Genomic DNA, 19,020 nt, shown 5'->3' with positions numbered 1-19,020 from the left:
GTCCCCGACGACGGCGGTTCGTGCCTGCGGTGGCTACTCGGCATCGCGGGTCGGTCGGGACTCGCGTCCGGCATCGCCGGAACCGGGGTCAGACCAGGAAGAGGCGCGGTGTGCCACTCGGCATCCCGCATGACTAACCCGAAGGAGCGTGGCATGACGGACAGCCTGAATCAGCTCATCTCCGCTTCCCTGCTGCCGCTGCGCAAGCAGTGCTATTCGCGGGAGCGTGCGGAAGAACTCCTCGCCGCGCGCGCACTGCATGACGAGGATCCGGACAAATACTGGGCCTGGGTGGCCGGACAGCAGCGGTGGATTCGGCCGTGGACCACGCTACGGTCCGGTGGCCTGACCGATTTCCGGTACTTCGAGGGCGGGTTGATCAACGTCGCCGACAACTGCGTCGATCGCTGGGCCGAGGACGCTACGGCCGCGGACACAGCGGCGATAATCTGGGAAGGCGAACCCGGCGACAGCCGCACCGTCACCTACCGGGAACTGGCCGCCGAGGTGTCCAGCCTCGCCGCCGGGCTGCTCGACCTCGGAGTGACCAAGGGCGACGTGGTCGCGATCTACATGCCCAACTTGGTCGAGGCGTTCACCGCGATTCACGCCTGTAACCGGATCGGCGCCATCTACACCGTGCTGTTCTCGGGTTTCGGCGCCGACGCGGTCGTATCCCGGCTCAGGGCCTCCGCCGCGAAGGCGGTCGTGGTCGCCGACGCCAGTTACCGGCGTGGCAAGCTGGTTCCGCTCCTGGACAACCTGCGGACTGCTCGCCGGAACCTGGACCACGTGGCACATACCATCGTTGTGGACCGCACGGGCCGGCAAGTCCCTCTGCAGCGGGGCGAGGTCTCCTACGCGGAACTGGTCTCGGCGCATCCAGGGGGCACGCCGGTGGTCCCGCTGGAACCCAACGACGCTGCGTTCCTGATCTTCACGAGCGGCACCGAAGCCACCCCGAAGGGAGTGGTGCATTCGGTGGGCGGCTTCCTCGTCGGCACCTGGGCGAACGCGCACTGGCAGGTGGGCCGGGAACCCGGCGACGTTTACTGGGTCGCCGCCGACGTGGGCTGGCTGACGTTCCCGATCCAGGCGGTGGTCGGCGGCCTCGCCTGCGGGATGACCATCGCCTGCTACGAGGGTGCTCTGGACACGCCGACCAACGAACGGTTCTACGAGTTCGTCGAGCGGCATGGGGTGACCAAGGTGCTGGCCGCACCGACGGTGCTGCGCATGTTGCGCAAGTTCGGCGACGAGCTGTGTGCCCGGCATCCCCTGCCACAGTTGAAACTGGTCACCGTCCAGGGCGAACCCCTGGACGCTGACACGTTCGGCTGGGCGTCCGAGCACCTGGCCGGCGGCGTTCCCATCGTCAACGCCTACGGGCAGACGGAAACCGGGTCCACCTGGACATATCCCGTCGCCGGGGTGGACGACCTGAAGGCGGGTTCGGTGGGGAGGCCGCTGCCTGGGCACGAATGCGTAGTCGTTGACGACAACGGCGAGCCGGTACCGCCCGGCACGAAGGGAAACCTGCTGCTGACCAGGCCATTTCCAACGCTGGCCCGGACGGTTTGGGGTAATCACGACCGTTACCTGAGCACTTACTTCGGTCGCTTTCCCGGGCGCTACGCCACGAATGACGAGGCGGTGTTCGACTCCGACGGCCACTTGTGGGTACTCGGTCGCGCCGACGACGTCATCAACGTGGCCGCACATCGGATCTCCACCATGGAGATCGAGGCTGTCGTCACCGCCCACGACCAGGTGACCGAGGCCGCGGTCATCGGCGTACCCGACGACACGAAGGGCACCGTCCCCATCGCCTTCGTCACGCTCATGGCAGGCGCCGACGCCGATGCGGTCCGCGCGGATCTCATCCGTCTCACGGGCGAGGAGCTGGGCGGATACGCGCGCCTGGCCCGGGTGTATCCGACCGCCACACTGCCCAAAACCCGCACGGGCAAAATCATGCGCCGGCTGTTGCGGGACGTTCTCGTGACCGGCCGGCCCGAGGGCGACACGAGCGCCATGGAGGACCCCGCCGCCTTGTCGGCGGTGGTCACCGCGATCGCAGGATCGGCCGCGGCGCGGTGAGCCGCGACGGTTCGATTCGGACCCACCCGATCGCGCGGTTCGGCCGGGACGAATAGCCATATCGTCCGGCCGCCGGTAGACGTCGTCCGCAATGGACGTTCTGGTTGTAGCCGTTGGCACGACCACACGATGGCGTCGCGCTCGTCGGCGGTCGCGGCAAGGTACCCGCCGGGCGATCTGGGCCGCGGCCACCGATACGCGACCGGTTCTTGCGTGGCGTGCCCCGTTCTGCCGTCGTCGGCAGCGACCGCGGCCGCGGCCGGGAAAGCGTTACGGACCGTAGATCGAAGGCTGACGGAACGCGTTGAACAACGCCGTACCCGACACACCCGAAAGAATGAAACCGCACGCCTGTCCGGCCTAGTCGCACCGGTGACAACGCGGCTACTTTCCGTGCGTTTCCAGGGAAAGCACCTGGTCAAAGTCCACTCTGGACAGGCCGGCGCGCGGCAGCAAGATCAATCTACGAGGCGCTGCCCGGCGCGACAGGTCGGCCCGCACTGCGGCACACCCTCAAAGGTGGGTGGTGGGCACATACGGGCGACATCAGAATCTCAGCGGTCAAAGGTATGAACCGCCAGATCGCATGCCGTTCTGGTCGCGCACGGTCGATGGCCCGGTGTCCGATGCCTTTCGTGGTACCCGCGGGCCCGGGGCACATCCGCCTTGGCCATTGCCGAATCCGAGTGACAGTGAGAGGTACGACTAGTGAAATTCGCTCTGCACAAGCGATGGGCTGTCCTACTGGCAGCCGCCTGTCTGGGTGTGAGCCTCGGCGCTCCCGCGTTCGCGGACCCCATCAGCGGGCCGATTTCCGGTCCCGGTTCTGGTTCTCCGCTCGACGGTGTCGGCCAACTGAGCAGCACGGGAGACTTGCTCAAGGGTCTGCCGGCGTTGGCCAATACGGCGACGTTGCCCAACGGCCTGCCACAGCTTCCAGCCGGTGCGCTGCAAAACCTTGCCGGGTCCGGCGCCGGCACCGACACGCGGAATTTCGGTACGCCGACCCCGGCGCCGGACAAGGTGTGCCCGTTCACCGGTGAAGTGCCGATGTCGGTTCCGGTGGTCAATTCGCCCGTCGGGTCCTCCCTGCCCGGACTCGGTGGCTATACCCTGGACGCTGCCGCGATCCCGGTGCAAATCTACAGCGAGCTGTGTATGAGCCGGGAGACACTGGCCGCCGCAAAGGCAGGCAGGCCGGTCGCGGTGCTGCTGCTGGTGCACGGAATCACCTACGGCACCTGGTACTGGGACTCGCCGTACCAACCCGACAAGTATTCGGTTGTGAACGGCTTGATCAAGCACGGGTACGCCACGCTGAACATCGACCGGCTCGGTGAGGGTAGGAGCAGCCATCCGATCAGTGCCGCCGTCACGGCCGACACCAACGCCAACACGGTGCACGCACTCATAGACAAGCTGCACAGCGGCGACATCGGGGGATTCAAGTTCAGGCACGTCGGGCTGGTCGGACATTCCTACGGCACGGTGACCAGTTACCTCGAAACGGCCAAGTTCAACGACGCGGACGTGGTGATCGGGACCGGGTACGGTAACCGGTTCAAGTTCGACCAGGGCGGGATGCTCTTCGCCGGTCTGATCCCCGCGTCGGCACAACCGTTGTACAAGGGGCAGCCCTGGGCCCTGGACCCCGGCTACCTGAGCTTCCGGTCAGGTGCACGCGCGAACTCCCCGTTCTTCAACAAGGCGGACACCGATCCCGCGATCTTCACAATGGACGAGGAATTGCAGAGTCCGGTCACCGCTGAGGAGTTGGCGACCTTCTTCGTGCGTGAATACGACGGCACGCATAAGAACATTCATACCCCGACGTTCCTGATCGACGGCGAGCAGGACAGTTTCTTCTGCGGTCCCAACAACATCGCTTGCGCCACCGCCGCTACGCCGGCGGACGGTCCGAACACCCTCGAAGAGGATGCCAAGGCGATGACCCAATACGAGAACCCGGGCTTCTCGCCGCAGGCCTGCCTCCGCACGGCGGTCATCCCCGGCGGCGGACACGACATCAACTTCGAACTGAACGCGAACCAGGTGTGGGAGCAGATAGCCTATTTTGCTGATCAGTCGATGGGCCCGCAGGGGCAGAACAACGCGAACTATCGACAGTCTTGTGTGAGCAGGCAAACCGACGTCACCGATCTACTGCCGGAGCTTGGTCGGCTGATTCCGCCCACGAACCTGCCGATCAACTGATAGAGAGCTTATGCGAGCGTGGCCGGCCGGGGTAGGTCGTATCGGCGATCCCGGTCGGCTGCGCCACTCCTGCGTCTTCTAGCCGATCCCACCAAAAAGGACGAGTCATTGCGCAGCACCAGCCCTGCACAGAATCACGACCCCGACGACACCGACCGAGAACGGGCGCAGGCGGCGACCGGTGAGCCGGAGCCCGAACTGCCCGCGACAAGCCGGAGATGGCCGTCGAAGTTTCGGCGGCCGTTCGTCCTCGCCACGACAACGCTCGTGATCGTCTCCGGCGTCGTGGCGGCAATGGTGTTGACAATGCACGGTCGTTCCCCATCGCCAACCTCCGCCGCGGCAGCCGATCGTTCCACGGTGGAACCGCCGGCCGCGGCCGGCACATCCGCTCCCGCCGCTTCCGCCGCGCCTACCACCTGTCCCACCGCGCCGATGGCCGGTTCCGTTACCGCTGGGGACGGGCATCTCACGCTTACCGCCGACCAGGTGCCCTACTCCACACTGGTTCAGTCAGACCTGCCCGAAGGGTGGCAGGTTGCGCCGGCCCCCGACTCGGCCACCGGCACGGCACCGGCCAGCGGCTACAGCCCCTTGGACGATCTGGCCAGAACCATGAGCCGCGCGCCGGTGCGCACCGGTGTCCGGTTCGTCAAGGGGAATTCAGGCTCGCTGGTGCAGCAGGCGGTGGCGGTACCCGCGAAAGACGGAGCGAGCGCCGCCTTGACCGCCTTCAGCTCCGCGACCAGGGCCTGCACAGAGTTTGCCATCCCCGGTCGGGGAAGCTCGCAACGTGTGACCGTCCGGCCGCTGGTCACGCCGGCTCGAGGCGACTCGTCCGCGGCGGTCCAGCTCGTGACCCCCACCTCGCGCGGCCAGGTGGTCGTCGACGTGGTGGTTGTCCGCATCGGCAAGGCATTGACCACGCTCTATCTGGCGGGCGTGGGCGACGTTCCGGCAGATCTGGTCGACTCGGTCACCGCCCACGCTCTCGACCGGGTTCGCGCGGCCGCGAGGGCCTGACCCAGAGCCGAACCGACCTGCTGACCCGACTCAAGTCACGTGTTGAATATCTAGCGACCAGCCAATATAGTGACTGTCGCCACAACGCGCGAAGAGGCGCGGAGGGAGGCTTCGATGCCGGTACCGGCCGAGCATGACCGAGTCGCGTCTGGTGACCTCCTCAGGTCGCTGCGGACGTCGTGCCTCGTTGATGTCGCCTTCGCCGCGCGGGTGGACGACCACAGCGACACGTTCGTCCTGGATCGGTTCGAGGGCGCGCGCACGGCGAACTTGCGCAATCTCGTCTGTTCCACGGAACACGGGGTGGGCGGCAAGTGCATTACGCTCAGCCGGCCGGTATCGGTGGCCGACTACGCCGCCGCTCGCGGTATCAGTCACGAGTTCGACCGTCAAGTCGCGGGCGAAGGACTTCGGGCAATGTTCGCCATACCCGTCGCCGGTCCGACCGGGGTACGGGAGATCGTGTACGGGGCGGTACGGCGACCGCTGTCGTTCGGTGAACGGCTGATCGACCGGGCATTGGCGATTGTCGACGACGCGGTCAAGGCGAGCCGTGCCTGCCGAAGCCCGCAGCCCGATCACATCGGTCTCGCGATCCGCGACGTCTACGCCGAGCTCGTCGCGATTGCCAAGGACGTCGCCGACCCGACACTTCGCCAGCGACTGCGTGACCTCACCGAACGGCTCGTCCGCCTGCAAGGCGGCAGCGCGCACCAGCCGTGGGTGAAGCTGACGCAGCGGGAGCTGGACGTACTCGCCGAGGTGGCCATGGGTTGGAGCAACGGACGTGTGGCGTCCCGGCTTGGCCTCACGGAGCAAACGGTGAAGTCCTATCTCAAGGGCGCGATGAGCAAACTGGACAGTCACACCCGGGGCGAAGCCGTTTACCAGGCCCGTATCCACGGCTTGCTGCCGTAGCCCGCCGAGGCGTAGCGCACGGGCCGAACACAGCGCGCGCCCGTCGCGACGATGTCCATCGCGGGCACCCACGCTGCCGGATATCCGCGTACGGCGTCACAGATCTTGTCGGGGTGTCCCTCGGTCACCGACTCGGAGGCGAAGAGCCGTGGGGTAGCTATTCACCTGGTGTGAGTGCGGGTGGTAGCCAGGCGCCGGTGGTGAAGAGTTGGTGGAGGGCGTCGAGTTTGTCGTGGGCCTATTTGGTGGTGGTGTCCAGGTAGGACTGGACGATGGCGAAGTCGGTGAGCCCTTGCAGGGTGCGCCAGCAGCCGCCGGAGGTGCGCTGCTGGATTTTGACGGGCCTGCAGGCTCTTTCCGCGGCATTGTTCGTAAATGGGACCGAAAGATCAGTGGCGAATCTCAAGATCATGTTCTCGAAGCGCCGGAACCGGGCGATGAGGGTGCGTGCCTTATCGGCGAGGGCGGTGTCTTCGTCCTGGTTGTCGTCTCTACCTCGGGCGCGGGCGCCCAGGTAGTGGTTGCGGATCTGCTTGAGCGTTGCCTCATCGAGGCGGTCGGCGTCGCGTTCACGGGCGGTGTGGGCGGCGCGGTTGGCGTCGGTGAGGGTGGTGGCCATCGCGGTGGCCCACACCTGCCCGTCGGGGTCGGCGTCGGAGATCGACCGCAGATCGCGCAAGAGATGGGCTCTGACCGTACAAACGGCGAAGCCAGTGATGCAGCTGGGGCAAGCTCGGCACGCCCCGGACCCGCCAACGGCGTATGGTGATCGCTTTGGCGATCGTGGGTAGGCCTCCGGGCTTGCGACTCGTGCGATGTCCGTGATCGATGCCGGAACCGGCCCAAGCGGGCTGACAAATCAGGGATCGCGTGCACACACTGTGTCACCCGACGGTGCCGTGCCTACCCGGCGAGACTCGGGGTTCAGCGGCCGAGGGCCTGCTGGAGCTGCTTTTTCGTCATGGTGGAACGGCCGCGGATGTTGCGCTTGCGGGCTTCGTTGTACAGCTGTTCCTTGGTGGGCCCGCCCGGCCCGAGGCGCTTGCCGGACCTGTGGCCACCTCGCTCCTGCGGAGACTTATCGCGCAGCGAGGTCTGGCTCTGCTGCCGCGATTCCCCCGATCGGGCACGGTTCTTGTTCACGGTCCTCGCCGCGATCTCCTCCGCACGCCGTTCGCTCGCGCCACGCTCCTTTTGGCTGCTCTTGATGCTCTCGTACTGCCGTTCCCGCTTCTCGTTCCAGGCCTGCTGGGGCATGACAAACTCCTTTCCCGTGTAGCGTTTCCCGTGCCGAAGGTCGCGCAAACCTCACGCCGGGTTGAGGCCCGGCTACGGGGTGCCTGCCAGGTCGCGAGCAGCTCGCCGCGCCGCCGGCAGCGGGCGACCGGCGTTTTCGGGGCGTAGTCTCATGGAGCCTTCGTGTGCATGGTTTCGAACCCGGACGGTCATGACAGGAGGATGTGATGAGCGAGCCAACTGATGTCACCTCCGGTCTGGAGCGCGAGCTGCGGATCGTGCGGGAAGATCGGGCCGGGGCCGTGGTGCTGCGTATCGGCGGTGAGGTCGACGCCTTCACGGTGCCCAGGTTGACCAACGCGGTCGCGGATGTCGTCGCGGAGCAACCACGGATGCTGGTGCTGGACCTGTCGGCGGTGGGGTTTCTGGCCTCGGCGGGGTTGTCGGCGTTGCTGACGATGCACCGGGATGTCGGCGATAAGACCGTGCTACGGATCGTCGCGGATGGGCGGGCCACACTGAGGCCGATCCATCTCACCGGACTTGATCAGAGTTTGCCCCTGTACCCGACGCTCGAGGCGTCCCTGGCCGGGCTGTGATCACGGTCGGCACGCGGCTCCGCATCGGGTGATCAGCAGCGCGACGTCGTCCTGCGCGGGACGTGACCCGACCTGCGACGTCATGACACGTGCGCACAGGTGTTCCGGATCGTCCGTCTCGATCAGCTCGGTCAGCCGTCGCATGCCGACATCGATGAGCTGGTCGCGGCGTTCGACCAGTCCGTCGGTGTAGAAGGCGAGCACGGTGTCCGGCGCGAGGGTCAGCACGGTGGTGCGGCGGGGTCGCGTCGCGATCGTCAGGCCGATCGGTGGGTCGGGCGGTGCGGGTGCCAGTGTTGCGCGTTGGCCAGGCGAGGCCACGACGGGGGGTAGGTGACCGGCGAGCGAGAGCGCCAGATGACGGCGGCCGGGGTCGAACACCCCGTAGGCCACGGTCGCCATCGCGCCGTGTTCGAAATGGTTGGCCTTGCGGTCCAGCTTGCCCAGGACCTGGGCGGGATCCTCGGAGTCGAGTGCGTAGGCGCGCAGCGCGCTGCGGAGCCGGCCCGTGATCACCGCTGGGTCGAGCCCATGCCCGGACACGTCTCCCCTCACGACGCCGAACCGGTCGCCCGGCAACCGGAACAGGTCGTACCAGTCGCCGCCGAGATGGGCACCGGCGCCGGGCACGTACCGCGTCGCGAACGTGAGGCCGGGGGACTTCGGGCGGCGCAGCGGGCAGCAGACTGCGTTGGAGCGCGAGGGTCGCGGTCTGGTTCTCCCGCAGGGCGTCCAGTTGCAGGGTGACCGCGAGCCGGTCGGCGAGCATTCGCACGACCGCGATATCGGCCTTGGTGAATGTGCGCGGCCGCAGGGAGCCGACGTGGAGCACCCCGATCAGCTCGGCGTCGGTGAGCATGGGCACGCCCAGCATCGTGTGCAGACCGCGATGCCACAGCGAGGGGTTCGACACGGTGGTCTCGTCGACCCGGTCGATCACCACGGGTTCCAGCCGCGTGGCCACTCGGCCGGCGAGGCCGACTCCAAGCGGTGTGCGAACGCCCTGGTAGAGAGCCTCTTCGAGGCCGGCCGCGGCGATCGGAACGAGGTACCGGCCGCGCGGTTCGTGTCGCAACACCATGGCCGTGTCGACTCCGAGGACTTCGCACGCCTTCTTGAGCGCCATGTCGAGTTGCTCACCGAGCCCGAGATGACCCACGGGTGTGCCGATGATCTCGTCCAACACGGCCAGGTTGGGCGACTCCGACGATGGCGGCATGGGTTGACTCTACGCTTGGCGGAGTCGCGCCGAGCCGAGAGCGCAAGTCGTGGCGTCGGGAAACAGCAGCGGTAACGTCAGCCCGGGGTGGTTTCACCGCCCAAGGCGGCGATGACCTCACCGCTGTAGTAGCCGGCGAGCCGGTTGGAGGCGAGAAACACGTACGACGGTGCGAGATCGTCGGGATGAGCGGCCTCCTGGAAGGGGACCTGAAGTCCGAACTTCTCGACCCGCTCGGGCGGGAAGGTGGACGGGATCAGCGGTGTCCACACTGGACCCGGCGCCACGCAGTTCACCCGGATGCGGCGACCAGCGAGGGCTTGTGCCATCGCGTACGTCCACGCGTGTACCGCGCCCTTGGTCGCCGAATAGTCAATCAGGGACTTGTTGCCGCGCAGCCCGTTCACCGAACCGGTATTGATGATCACGTCACCGTCGCCGAGGTATTCCAGCGCGGCAGAGGTCACCCGGAAATAGCTGTGAATGTTGACGTCGAACGTATGCGACCACTGTTTGTCGGTCAGCTCCTCCGGCGCGTTTACCGGCCACTGCGTTGCGACGTTGTTCACCAGTATGTTCAGCCCACCCAGGCGGCGCACGGTCTCGGTCACCACCAAGCGGCACTGCGCGGGCTCGGCGAGATCACCGGGCAGCAGCGCGCAGGTGCGGCCTTCGGCGCGAACCAGTTCCGCGGTACGTTCCGCGTCCTCGTGCTCCTCCAGGTAGGCGATCGCGATGTCGGCACCTTCCTTGGCGAACGCGATGGCGACCGCACGGCCGATACCGGAATCGCCGCCGGTGATGAGCGCCCGCTGGCCGGCCAGGAGATCACGACCCAGGTAATCAGCCATGGTATCCCGCGGTGGCGGGTCCATCGGACCTGTAGTCCCTGGCGGATACTGTTGCTGCGGCGGGCGTATCGGCTCGGACATCGCGGCTCCTTCCAGCTCGTCCAGCTGGCTACCCGGCGAGTACGTATTCACACTTGTTCACAATGAGGGGTGCTGCGGCATCGTCGTGAAGGGACGGCCGTCCGTGGGATGAGCACACGGGGGCGCTGCTGGTCCGCCGCGGCGCTCCTGCCGAGGTGTCAACCAGCTCATAGCGGGTACACCAATCATCATGCGTTCTGCCGTACTGGACATCGGTTCCAACTCCGCACAGCTACAGGTTGTCGATGTCGCTTCAGGGGCGCCTCCGCTGCCAGTGCACGCCGTCAAGGAGCCGACGCGGCTCGGTGAGGAGTTGCAGGCCGACGGCAGCCTGAGCGAACGCGGCGCCCACCGTGTCGCAGCCGCGGTCCGGCGTACCGTCGAGGCAGCCGGCAGGCTGGAGGTGGAGCTGCTTTACCCCTTCATCACCGCGGCGATCCGCGACGCCACCAACCGCAGCGACGTCCTCGACTTGATCGAGGTCGAGTCCGGAATCCGGCCACAGTATTTGTCCGGCGAGGAGGAAGCCCGCCTGACCTACTTCGCCGCGCATCGGTGGTACGGCTGGTCGTCGGGTCACCTGCTGCTCATCGACATCGGTGGCGGCTCCATGGAACTCGCGCTCGGCCGTGACGTCGAGCCCGACCTGGCCGTCTCCCTGCCGCTCGGCGCGGGCAGACTGACCAGGAGCCATCTCAACGGCGATCCACCGGGCCGCAGCGAACTCAAGGGGCTCCGACAGCATGTGCGCGACACGTTGTCGGAGGTGCTCGACCGGCTGCGCTGGGAGGGGAACCCGCGACGTGTCGTCGGCACCTCGAAGACGTTCAAGCAACTGGCGAGGGTTGCCGGCGCCGCACCGCGGCGAAGGGGCCCGTTCGTCAAGCGGGAACTGTCACTCGCCGACCTGCGCGACCAGATCCCTCGGCTCACCGACGTGAACACCAGGAAACGCGCCGAACTCAAAGGAATTTCGAGGCCGCGCGCCGGCCAAATAGTGGCCGGAGCGCTGACTGCCGAGGCCACTATGTCGGCGCTGGACGTGATTTCCGTCGAGATCTGCCCGTGGGCCTTGCGAGAGGGAGTTCTGCTGCACCATCTCGAAGCCCACTCAGCCACTCCGGAACTTCCGTTGCGGGCTCTGTCGAGAACTGCCTTTGCCAGCAAGGGCGAGAAAAATGACGGAGTCACCGCGCGCGGCACTGTAACCGCCCTGCCAGCGCGACGCGGCCCGCCTGCGTGATCTCGACCCGTACCCGTCGCCCGGTCGGTCCCGGCCGCAGAAGCGCGATGAAACCGTCGTGCGCGAGTTCGTGCGCGCTCACCTGATCGCCCGTCGACGAAGAGGTCGGGTTCCACGCTCGGCACGCTTTCGACGCGCCCCTCGGCCGCGGCCCGCAGCACGTCAACTTCCGTGCGAAGAGGACAATTCCTGACGCCGCGGCCATTTTTCCTCCTCATCGGTGGCGTCGGGGATCAACATCGTGGCGACCACACCGCTGCGCAGGTAGTCGATCACGGGCTGGGTGAGGATTTCACCGGGCAGCACGACCGGAACACCGGGCGGGTAGGGGCTCAGTGTTTCGGCGGCGACCCGGCCCGCGGCTTGCTGGGTAGGCACGTGTTCGGCGGGGCCGAAGAAGGCCTCGCGAGGGGACATCGCCTGCTCCAGTTCCAGCTCGGTCGGGGCAGGTAGGTGCAGCTCTGGTGCCGGGGTGGTGTCTTCGTCGTCGGCGATGGTGAGCTGCGCGGCGATACGTCGAGGGCATCGAGCCGCTCGCCAGTCTGCAGTGCCCATCCCCGTCTGTGTCCAACCGATGCGCAGCCCGCTGGGCTGGAGCGTTGAACTGCGCCCCGCTCGAATTGCCGATGGTGGGCGGGCGTGCACACCCTGGGTCGTTTGTGCTTGCCTTGCCGCCGTAGGGAATCGCTCCGGTCGCGGCACGTCTCGATCAAACACCCGAGCGGTCGCGGGTCGGTGTTTGGTGCTCTGACACCGTGGCAATCCCGAAACAGGAGGTCATCATGGCGAGACCGATCTGGCGTGGCGCGTTGTCTTTTGGGCTGGTCATCGTGCCGGTGCGGCTGTACGCCGCGGTCGAGGACCACAGCGTGCGGTTTCGCCAGCTGCAGCAGGGAACCGGTGACCGCATCCGGAATCGCCGGGTCAACGAGCGTACCGGCGAAGAGGTCCCCTATTCCGACATCGTCAAGGGCTATCCGACAGATGGTGAGTACGTACCGGTGGAGCAGCAGGAACTCGACGATATCGCGCCTGGGCGATCGAAGACGATCGACGTCGAGTCCTTCGCGGAGTTGGGGGAGATCGATCCGGTCTTGTTCGACCGGGCCTATTGGCTCGGTCCGGACGACGAGAAATCCGACCGCGCGTACGTGCTGCTGCGCGACGCGCTCGCTGACCTGGGCAAGGTCGCGATCGCCCGGTTCGCCATGCGGGGCAAGGAATACCTCGCGTTGATCCGGGCGTCCGGTTCCGTGCTTGCACTGCACACGCTGCATTTCGCGGCGGACGTGCGGGAGCCGGGGCAAGCCCTGCCGAGGCTGCCCGGTGCGGTGAAGACCCGCACGAAGGAATTCGATCTCGCCGAAGACGTGGTCGACGCGATGACCGAGCCGTGGCGGCCGGAGGACTACCAGGACACCTACCTCGACCGGGTGCACGAACTGATCGAGGCCAAGAGCTCCGGCGACACGGTTGCCGCGGAAACCGGGCCGAGCGAGCCGACCAAGGTGGTCGACCTGATGGATGCGTTGTCGCGCAGCGTGGAACGCCGTCGCCGGGGGACATCGGCGCGCGCCCGGAAGAACGCGGCGAAAGACCTGTCGGGTATGTCTAAAACGGATCTTGAACGGCTCGCTCGCGAGCATGGCGTCAAAGGCCGGTCGAAGATGACCAAAGCCCAACTTGAAGAGGCGCTGCGGGCATCATGACGCCTTCACGTGTGCCGCAGTAGCGCACCGAAACCTTCCCAGAGGTCCAGTCGCTCGTCCAGCACGGCCAGGTCCGCTCCGGTCGCGACCGCCGCGAAGGGCAGCGCTTCGTCGGCTCGACGAGCGACCGGCGCGTCGAGCCCCGACTTCCCGACCGCGACGTCCGCGGGCCGGCGCCCGGTGAATACCGTCGCGTCGCCCGGAGAAGCGACCAGGAGGGTGGCCACATTCGCCTCGGTCAGCGCGGTCGTCACGGCGTCCAGGCCGGCGACCGCGCGCCCGGGCGTCCGGCCGGACTCGGCGCGGAACTCGGCGGCCACCTCGTCGAGCCCGGCCAGCTGGTGCCCGGTCAGCGCTTCCTGGATGCGCCGGTCGTCGCCGGTGCCGACCTCGACGGTGATCGGCCGGAGGGCCTCCGGCAGCAGCTCCCGCACGGCGCTACGGGACTGAACTTCCCCGGCCAGGAACACGAATGCGGCGGCTGTGCGTTCGGCCGTCTTCGCGATCTCGCGGGCGGTCTCGGCGAGGTTCTGCCGGGTCGTCTCCTCGGTGTGCTTCTGGATCTCGCGGTGGGCAGTGCCGCCGCCGCGCACCTTGTGCACCGGATGATCGGCGCCGCGCACGACGTGTGTGCGCGGCTTGCCCGGGCCGTGCTCGGCGATTTCGGCACCGACGCGATCGACGGCCGCGACAACATACGGCGGCCATTCGTCGGTGTGCACCGCCAATGGCACCAGATACGGCAGTGGCGAAAACCGCACCTCCGGTGTCGCCGGCGGCCCCGCCAGCCGCCGGTTGACGAGCACCGAGCCGCGCGCGGCGATGACGCCGCGACCGGCCTTGCCGGCCGGCGGCCGGCTGTCCCGCACGGCGGCTACTACCGCGGCCACCGTCTGCGGATCGGCCCCCTGCGCGGCCAGCTCGGTCTCGACTTCTCTCAGCCGGAGGTCGAGTTGTTTCATGGCGTCTTCCGTATCGTGCGACTCGTCCATGTGCACCGAGGCGAAAGGGCCGTCGGCTTCGGTGACCGGGCGCAGCCACGATGTGTCCACAGTGGACCCCCTAGTGCTTTGTGGGCAACAGCTCCTGCAGTTTCGTCATGACGCCTTGTGTGACGAGGTGCCACGCGTTCGGGTCGCCTTTGAGTACGGCCTCGGTCATCGAGGTGACCTGATCCAGGGTGGCGTGCGGTGGGATCGGCGGCACCTCAGGATCGCACCGGATGTCCAGTACGGTGGGGCGGCGGGCGGAGAATGCGGTGTCCCAGGCTTCGCCGAGTTCGCCGGGTTCGTCCACGGCGATCCCATCCAGGCCGATATTGCGCGCAAAGTCTGCATAGGACACTTCGGGCAGTGTCTGCGATTCCTCGAATTTCGGCGCCCCGCCCATCGCTCGCAACTCCCAGGTGACCTGGTTGAGGTCGCCGTTGTGGAACACGCAGACGATGCATCGCTGATCAGCCCACCGCTCGCGGTACCGGGCGATGGTGAGCAGCTCGGCCATGCCGTTCATCTGCATGGCGCCGTCGCCGGTGAGCGCGACCACCGGGCGGTCCGGGAAGGCGAACTTCGCCCCGATCGCATACGGCACGGCCGGGCCCATCGTCGCGAGCGTGCCCGACAGTGATCCGCGCATCCGGCCGCGGAACCGCAGATTCCGGGCGTACCAGTTGGTCGCTGACCCGGAATCGGCGGTGACGATGGTATCGTCGGGGATCCGTTCGGACAGTTCGTGCACGATCCGCATCGGGTTGATCGGGTCTGCATCGAGCATTGCCTGCCGCCGCACGGTTTCCTGCCAGCCGGCGACGTTGTGCTCCACCCGTTCACGCCACGAGCGGTCCTTTTTGGCCCGTAGCAGGGGAATCAGCTGCTGCAACGTAGCTTTGGCGTCGCCCAGCAGTGGTACCTCCACCGGGTAGCGGAGGCCAAGGAAGCGGGCGTCGACGTCGATCTGGACGGCGCGCGCCTGATCGAAATCCGGAAGGAACTGGGTGTACGGGAAGCTGGATCCGACCATCAAAAGGGTGTCGCAGTCACGCATCAGCTCGTAGCTCGGCCGGGTGCCGAGCAGCCCGACCGACCCGCTGACGTACGGCAGGTCGTCCGGTAGGACATCCTTGCCCAGCAGCGCTTTCGCGATCCCGGCGCCGGTGACTTCGGCGACCTCGCGGAGTTCGGTGACCGCATTGCGCGCTCCCTGGCCGACCAGGATCGCGACCTTCTCGCCCGCGTTGAGCACCTCCGCGGCGCGCGTGAGCTCATCCGTCGGCGGGAGAACGACGGCACGCGGACGGCTCGGCGGACCGGAGGGTACCTGCTTGAACACGTGCTGTGGCGGGGAGTAGTCATCCTCTTGCAGATCCGCCGGGATGATCACGGCGGTGGGCGCGCGCTGAGCGAGCGCGGTGCGCATTGCGCGGTCCAGGGCGTTGGGGAGTTGCTCCGCCACGTTCACTTCGACGAGGTATTCGCTCGCCACGTCTTTGAACAGCGCTTGCAGGTCCACTTCCTGCTGATAGCTGCCGCCCATCGCGCTGCGCGCCGTCTGACCGACGATCGCGACCACGGGAACATGGTCGAGTTTGGCGTCATAGAGGCCGTTGAGCAGGTGAATCGCGCCCGGCCCCGAGGTGGCCATGCACACGCCGACCTCGCCGCTGAACTTCGCATATCCCACCGCGGCGAACGCGGCCATCTCCTCGTGCCGGGCCTGCACGAACCGCGGCCGGTCATCCGCTTCGCCGAACGCGGCGACCAGCCCATTGATGCCGTCACCGGGGTAGGCGAACACCTGCTCGACACCCCATTCGCGCAGCCTGGCCAGGACATGATCGGCAACCGTCTCAGTCATGTCTACCGGTTACCGCCGCACCGCAAGGGCTAAACGTGCTGCCGATGCGTCCGGAATGGACAGTCGCTGTCGGGCGGTTTACCGCGGTCACATCGTGGGCAGCCGAGGGCCATGGGCTTCGGATACACGTTGATGACGGAGCAGGCAGGCCCGCGGGACCTGGTGGCCAACGCGAGCGCGGCCGAGGCCGCGGGATTCGATTTCGAGGTGATGAGCGATCACTACTCGCCGTGGCTCGCCAGCCAGGGGCACGCCCCGTACGCGTGGAGTGTGCTCGGCGCGGTCACCCAGGCCACGGACCGCGTCGAGTTGATGACTTACGTGACCTGCCCAACCAGGCGGTACCACCCGGCCGTGGTCGCGCAGAAGGCCGCCACGGTGCAACTGCTATCCGGCGGGCGCTTTACCCTCGGGCTCGGTGCCGGTGAGAACCTGAACGAGCACGTGATCGGCCCGGGCTGGCCGCCGGTGAACGTCCGGCACGAGATGCTCGCGGAAGCGCTGACCATCATCGGCCAGCTGTTCGACGGTGACTACGTGAACTACCAGGGCAGGCATTTCCAGGTCGACTCGGCGAAGCTGTGGGACCTTCCCGAGCGCCGGGTGCCGATCGCCACGGCCGTGTCCGGACCGCAATCGGTCGCGCTGGCCGCCCCGCGCTCGGACGCGATGATCGCGGTGGCTCCTGATGACGATCTTGTCACTGCCTGGGACAGGCTCTCGACCGAGACCGGCCAACGGAAGATCGGGCAGCTGCCGATCTGCTGGGACACCGACCGAGACGCAGCCGTGCGCAGGGCTCACGAGCAGTTCCGCTGGTTCGCGGGCGGCTGGAAGGTGAACTCGGAATTGCCCGGCACGCAGGCTTTCGCGGACGCCACCCAGTTCGTCACACCGGCGGACGTCGCGGCGAACATCCCGTGCGGTCCGGATATCGACGGGATCGTGTCCGCCGTCGCGGAGTTCGGGAAGGCAGGATTCACCGACGTCGCGCTCGCGCAAATCGGGGGCGGTGCACAACGGGACTTCTTCGCCTTCGCGGAGCGTGAGTTGTTCCCCGAGCTTCGGGCAGCCAGGTCGTGAGAAAGCGGACGATCCGGCTGTCCGGGCGGCCCACCGACGTCGAGAGCGCGACCCTGCGATACCTGCTGTTCGGCCTGCTACCGGCGTGGTTCGCACCGGGGATTCTGGACTGGCTGCAACACCGGCGCACCCGCATCGAGCACACGTCGGGTACCCGGGAATCGCTGATCCACGCGCTGATGATGGCAGAGGTCGGCGGGCCGATAGCGCTCGCCCTACTGTGCGAGATCAACCCGCTTGCGCTGGTGATCATCGCGTCGGCGATTGCGGCGCACGAGGCCACGGCGTTGTGGGACGTGCGGACCGCGCAGGACAGCGGCCGCACCGTGACGCCGTGGGAGCAGCACGTCCACAGCTTTCTGGAATCCTTGCCGTTCATGGCAACCGGGACACTCGCGTGCCTGCACTGGGAGCAGTTACGTGCGCTCGCGGGCGGTGCCACGCAGGGGAATGCCTGGCGACTCCGGTTCAAGCGGCGTCGCCTGCCCACGGGCTATCTGGCCGCCGTCGGCGGTGCGATCGCCGGGCTCATCGCGCTTCCCTACGGCGAGGAGCTGTACCGGTGCCTGCGTTCGCGGCGGCCAGCAGCTCCGCCAGATGCACCGGCGCTGGCGTAGCCGAATTCCTCGTACAGTGCGGACAGTCGGCGCAAGTAGTCACCCAGCCGATCGGGCGCCACGGCGGAGTCCTCCCAGCCCTCGAACGTGTCGCGGTGGCTCGGCACGTGTGCGGTCGCACCGAGACCGGCCTCGCGCACCTGCCACAACTCGTCCTCGCCCGCCGGGTCGTCGAGGAACGCGACCGTGGGTTCGTGGTCGCTCTCATGCATCGCGTCCAGCATCCGTTTGGCCCGCTCGTCGGCTTCTTCGGTGTCGGCGCCACCGAACTGCACCATGAGGAACGCGTTGCCCCTGGGAAGTTCGGCCAGCGCTTCGGGATTGAGGTGCTTGATCTCCTCGTCGCGGATCAGCTTCGCGTCAACCCCCTCCAGCGCGATCGGTTCGTGTGGCAGGATCGCGGGCACGGCGTCGGCCGCGCGGTCGATGCTCGGGTAGCCGAGCACGACCAAGCTGCGGCTCTCCAGTACCGGAACGAGTTCGAGCTCGGCGCGCAACACGGTGACCAAAGTGGACTCGCTGCCGACGAGCAGTCCGGCGACGTCGAAATCGTGCTCAGGCAACAGCGAGTCAAGATTGTAGCCAGACACCCGGCGCGGGACATCCGGATAGCGTTCCCGGATCCGGTCGGCGTAGGTGTCGCGCAGGCCGCGCAACTGCCGGTACAGCGCCGCGCGCAGGTCACCGCGACGTTCGATCTCTGCGTACTGTTCGTCGCTGGTCTCACCGCACCAGAACCGGGTGCCGTCGTAGAGCAGGACCTCCAGCCGGCCGATGTTGTCCACGACCTTGCCGGTGCGCTGGGCGGTGGCGCCGCAGGAGTTGTTGCCGATCATGCCGCCGATCGTGCAATTGGCGTGCGTGGCCGGTTCCGGCCCGAAGCGCAGGCCGGTATCGGCGAGCTGCGCGTTCAGCTCGTCCAGCACGATGCCCGGTTGCACGACGCACGTGCGTGCGTCGGTGTCCACGGATTCCAGTTCGGTGCAGTATTTCGACCAGTCGATCACTACGGTTGTGTTCGTGCACTGGCCCGCCAGGCTGGTACCGCCACCGCGAGAGAGCACGGGCGCGTCGTACTCGCGGGCAACGGCGATCACGTCGGCTGCGGCATCCGGGGTGCGCGGCAGCACGACCCCGATGGGCACCTGGCGGAAGTTCGATGCGTCGGTCGAGTAGGCCCCCCGGCTGCCGGCGTCGAAGCGGACGTCCCCGTCCACCCGCTCCCGCAGCGATCGGGCCAGCCCGTCGGCGTCGACAGGGCTCATCGTTGTCCT

The 19,020-nt window shown here is 67.3% G+C and carries 16 protein-coding genes and 2 pseudogenes; 9 read left to right on the top strand and 9 right to left on the bottom strand.

Annotation, left to right across the window (positions count from 1 at the left end; translation table 11 throughout):
* Positions 1-153 precede the first annotated feature (153 nt).
* The 4 genes from FG385_RS20665 (at position 154) to FG385_RS34015 (ending at position 6,255) form a co-directional block, all read left to right on the top strand.
* Positions 154-2,100 carry an AMP-binding protein gene (locus FG385_RS20665; protein ID WP_139098411.1) on the top strand — a complete coding sequence of 649 codons (1,947 nt, stop codon included), beginning with the start codon at positions 154-156 and terminating at the stop codon, positions 2,098-2,100.
* Positions 2,101-2,808: 708 nt separating this feature from the next.
* Positions 2,809-4,314: an alpha/beta hydrolase gene (locus tag FG385_RS20660; RefSeq protein ID WP_139098410.1), complete on the top strand. Its 1,506-nt coding sequence runs from the start codon at positions 2,809-2,811 to the stop codon at positions 4,312-4,314.
* Positions 4,315-4,422: 108 nt separating this feature from the next.
* Complete coding sequence (locus FG385_RS20655; protein ID WP_139098409.1) at positions 4,423-5,337, top strand: hypothetical protein; 915 nt, start codon at positions 4,423-4,425, stop codon at positions 5,335-5,337.
* Positions 5,338-5,451: 114 nt separating this feature from the next.
* Entirely contained in the window at positions 5,452-6,255 is an 804-nt protein-coding gene (locus tag FG385_RS34015; RefSeq protein WP_160148858.1) for a helix-turn-helix transcriptional regulator, read from the top strand.
* A gap of 157 nt (positions 6,256-6,412) precedes the next feature.
* On the opposite strand, the pseudogene FG385_RS20640 reads toward FG385_RS34015, so the two are convergent.
* Both FG385_RS20640 and FG385_RS20635 read right to left on the bottom strand, forming a co-directional pair.
* Positions 6,413-6,943 (bottom strand): annotated as a pseudogene (locus FG385_RS20640) (IS66 family transposase); the annotation flags it as partial.
* 236 nt (positions 6,944-7,179) lie between these two features.
* Complete coding sequence (locus FG385_RS20635) at positions 7,180-7,512, bottom strand: plasmid stabilization protein (protein ID WP_139098406.1); 333 nt, start codon at positions 7,510-7,512, stop codon at positions 7,180-7,182.
* 206 nt (positions 7,513-7,718) lie between these two features.
* On the opposite strand from FG385_RS20635, the gene FG385_RS20630 reads away from it, so the two are divergent.
* Positions 7,719-8,090 (top strand): STAS domain-containing protein, encoded by a 372-nt coding sequence (locus tag FG385_RS20630; protein ID WP_139098405.1) that lies wholly within the window; start codon positions 7,719-7,721, stop codon positions 8,088-8,090.
* Here the strand turns inward: FG385_RS20630 and FG385_RS34955 are convergent, their stop codons facing one another.
* From FG385_RS34955 to FG385_RS20620, 3 genes and pseudogenes are all read right to left on the bottom strand, one after another.
* Positions 8,091-8,720, bottom strand: a complete 630-nt coding sequence (locus FG385_RS34955; RefSeq protein ID WP_235022692.1) for a PP2C family protein-serine/threonine phosphatase — start codon at positions 8,718-8,720, stop codon at positions 8,091-8,093.
* Between the two features lie 166 nt (positions 8,721-8,886).
* Positions 8,887-9,171 (bottom strand): annotated as a pseudogene (locus tag FG385_RS34950) (GAF domain-containing protein); the annotation flags it as partial.
* A 215-nt stretch (positions 9,172-9,386) separates the two neighbouring features.
* On the bottom strand, positions 9,387-10,241 hold the full coding sequence (locus FG385_RS20620) for an SDR family oxidoreductase (RefSeq protein ID WP_139098404.1): 855 nt from the start codon (positions 10,239-10,241) through the stop codon (positions 9,387-9,389).
* Between the two features lie 190 nt (positions 10,242-10,431).
* Here FG385_RS20620 and FG385_RS20615 point away from each other — a divergent pair, with 190 nt between their 5' ends.
* Positions 10,432-11,484: a Ppx/GppA phosphatase family protein gene (locus FG385_RS20615; protein WP_139098403.1), complete on the top strand. Its 1,053-nt coding sequence runs from the start codon at positions 10,432-10,434 to the stop codon at positions 11,482-11,484.
* Positions 11,485-11,646: 162 nt separating this feature from the next.
* On the opposite strand, the gene FG385_RS20605 is transcribed toward FG385_RS20615, so the two are convergent.
* A complete protein-coding gene (locus FG385_RS20605) occupies positions 11,647-12,039 on the bottom strand; it encodes an Orn/Lys/Arg family decarboxylase (RefSeq protein ID WP_139098402.1) in 393 nt (130 codons plus the stop codon).
* 227 nt (positions 12,040-12,266) lie between these two features.
* Here FG385_RS20605 and ku point away from each other — a divergent pair, with 227 nt between their 5' ends.
* Positions 12,267-13,193 carry a non-homologous end joining protein Ku gene (gene ku / locus FG385_RS20600; RefSeq protein WP_139098401.1) on the top strand — a complete coding sequence of 309 codons (927 nt, stop codon included), beginning with the start codon at positions 12,267-12,269 and terminating at the stop codon, positions 13,191-13,193.
* Between the two features lie 5 nt (positions 13,194-13,198).
* On the opposite strand, the gene FG385_RS20595 is transcribed toward ku, so the two are convergent.
* Entirely contained in the window at positions 13,199-14,245 is a 1,047-nt protein-coding gene (locus FG385_RS20595) for an Rv2629 family ribosome hibernation factor (RefSeq protein ID WP_139098400.1), read from the bottom strand.
* Between the two features lie 10 nt (positions 14,246-14,255).
* Positions 14,256-16,046, bottom strand: coding sequence for a thiamine pyrophosphate-requiring protein (locus tag FG385_RS20590; RefSeq protein WP_139098399.1), 1,791 nt, complete (start codon positions 16,044-16,046; stop codon positions 14,256-14,258).
* A gap of 111 nt (positions 16,047-16,157) precedes the next feature.
* On the opposite strand from FG385_RS20590, the gene FG385_RS20585 reads away from it, so the two are divergent.
* Both FG385_RS20585 and FG385_RS20580 read left to right on the top strand, forming a co-directional pair.
* Complete coding sequence (locus FG385_RS20585; protein WP_139098398.1) at positions 16,158-17,129, top strand: TIGR03557 family F420-dependent LLM class oxidoreductase; 972 nt, start codon at positions 16,158-16,160, stop codon at positions 17,127-17,129.
* A complete protein-coding gene (locus FG385_RS20580) occupies positions 17,126-17,746 on the top strand; it encodes a hypothetical protein (RefSeq protein ID WP_200834571.1) in 621 nt (206 codons plus the stop codon). The genes FG385_RS20585 and FG385_RS20580 overlap by 4 nt, the downstream gene beginning before the upstream one ends.
* Here the strand turns inward: FG385_RS20580 and FG385_RS20575 are convergent.
* Positions 17,671-19,011: an FAD-binding oxidoreductase gene (locus FG385_RS20575; protein ID WP_235022690.1), complete on the bottom strand. Its 1,341-nt coding sequence runs from the start codon at positions 19,009-19,011 to the stop codon at positions 17,671-17,673. The two genes, FG385_RS20580 and FG385_RS20575, sit on opposite strands and share 76 nt — an antisense overlap.
* Positions 19,012-19,020 lie beyond the last annotated feature (9 nt).

Source organism: Amycolatopsis alkalitolerans (assembly GCF_006152065.1).
Taxonomy (GTDB): Bacteria; Actinomycetota; Actinomycetes; order Mycobacteriales; family Pseudonocardiaceae; genus Amycolatopsis_E; species Amycolatopsis_E alkalitolerans.
The sequence above is the reverse complement of the archived record's forward strand: the minus strand, read 5'-3'. Positions and strand labels throughout refer to the sequence as shown.

What these genes read in the sequence shown, in the direction of transcription:
- FG385_RS20665 (WP_139098411.1), top strand. Translation starts at nt 154, where the DNA reads ATGACGGACAGCCTGAATCAGCTCATCTCCGCTTCCCTGCTGCCGCTG.
- FG385_RS34015 (WP_160148858.1), top strand. Translation starts at nt 5,452, where the DNA reads ATGCCGGTACCGGCCGAGCATGACCGAGTCGCGTCTGGTGACCTCCTC.
- FG385_RS20635 (WP_139098406.1), bottom strand. Translation starts at nt 7,512, where the DNA reads ATGCCCCAGCAGGCCTGGAACGAGAAGCGGGAACGGCAGTACGAGAGC.
- FG385_RS20630 (WP_139098405.1), top strand. Translation starts at nt 7,719, where the DNA reads ATGAGCGAGCCAACTGATGTCACCTCCGGTCTGGAGCGCGAGCTGCGG.
- FG385_RS20620 (WP_139098404.1), bottom strand. Translation starts at nt 10,241, where the DNA reads ATGTCCGAGCCGATACGCCCGCCGCAGCAACAGTATCCGCCAGGGACT.
- FG385_RS20615 (WP_139098403.1), top strand. Translation starts at nt 10,432, where the DNA reads ATGCGTTCTGCCGTACTGGACATCGGTTCCAACTCCGCACAGCTACAG.
- FG385_RS20605 (WP_139098402.1), bottom strand. Translation starts at nt 12,039, where the DNA reads ATGGGCACTGCAGACTGGCGAGCGGCTCGATGCCCTCGACGTATCGCC.
- ku (WP_139098401.1), top strand. Translation starts at nt 12,267, where the DNA reads ATGGCGAGACCGATCTGGCGTGGCGCGTTGTCTTTTGGGCTGGTCATC.
- FG385_RS20590 (WP_139098399.1), bottom strand. Translation starts at nt 16,046, where the DNA reads ATGACTGAGACGGTTGCCGATCATGTCCTGGCCAGGCTGCGCGAATGG.
- FG385_RS20585 (WP_139098398.1), top strand. Translation starts at nt 16,158, where the DNA reads ATGGGCTTCGGATACACGTTGATGACGGAGCAGGCAGGCCCGCGGGAC.
- FG385_RS20575 (WP_235022690.1), bottom strand. Translation starts at nt 19,011, where the DNA reads ATGAGCCCTGTCGACGCCGACGGGCTGGCCCGATCGCTGCGGGAGCGG.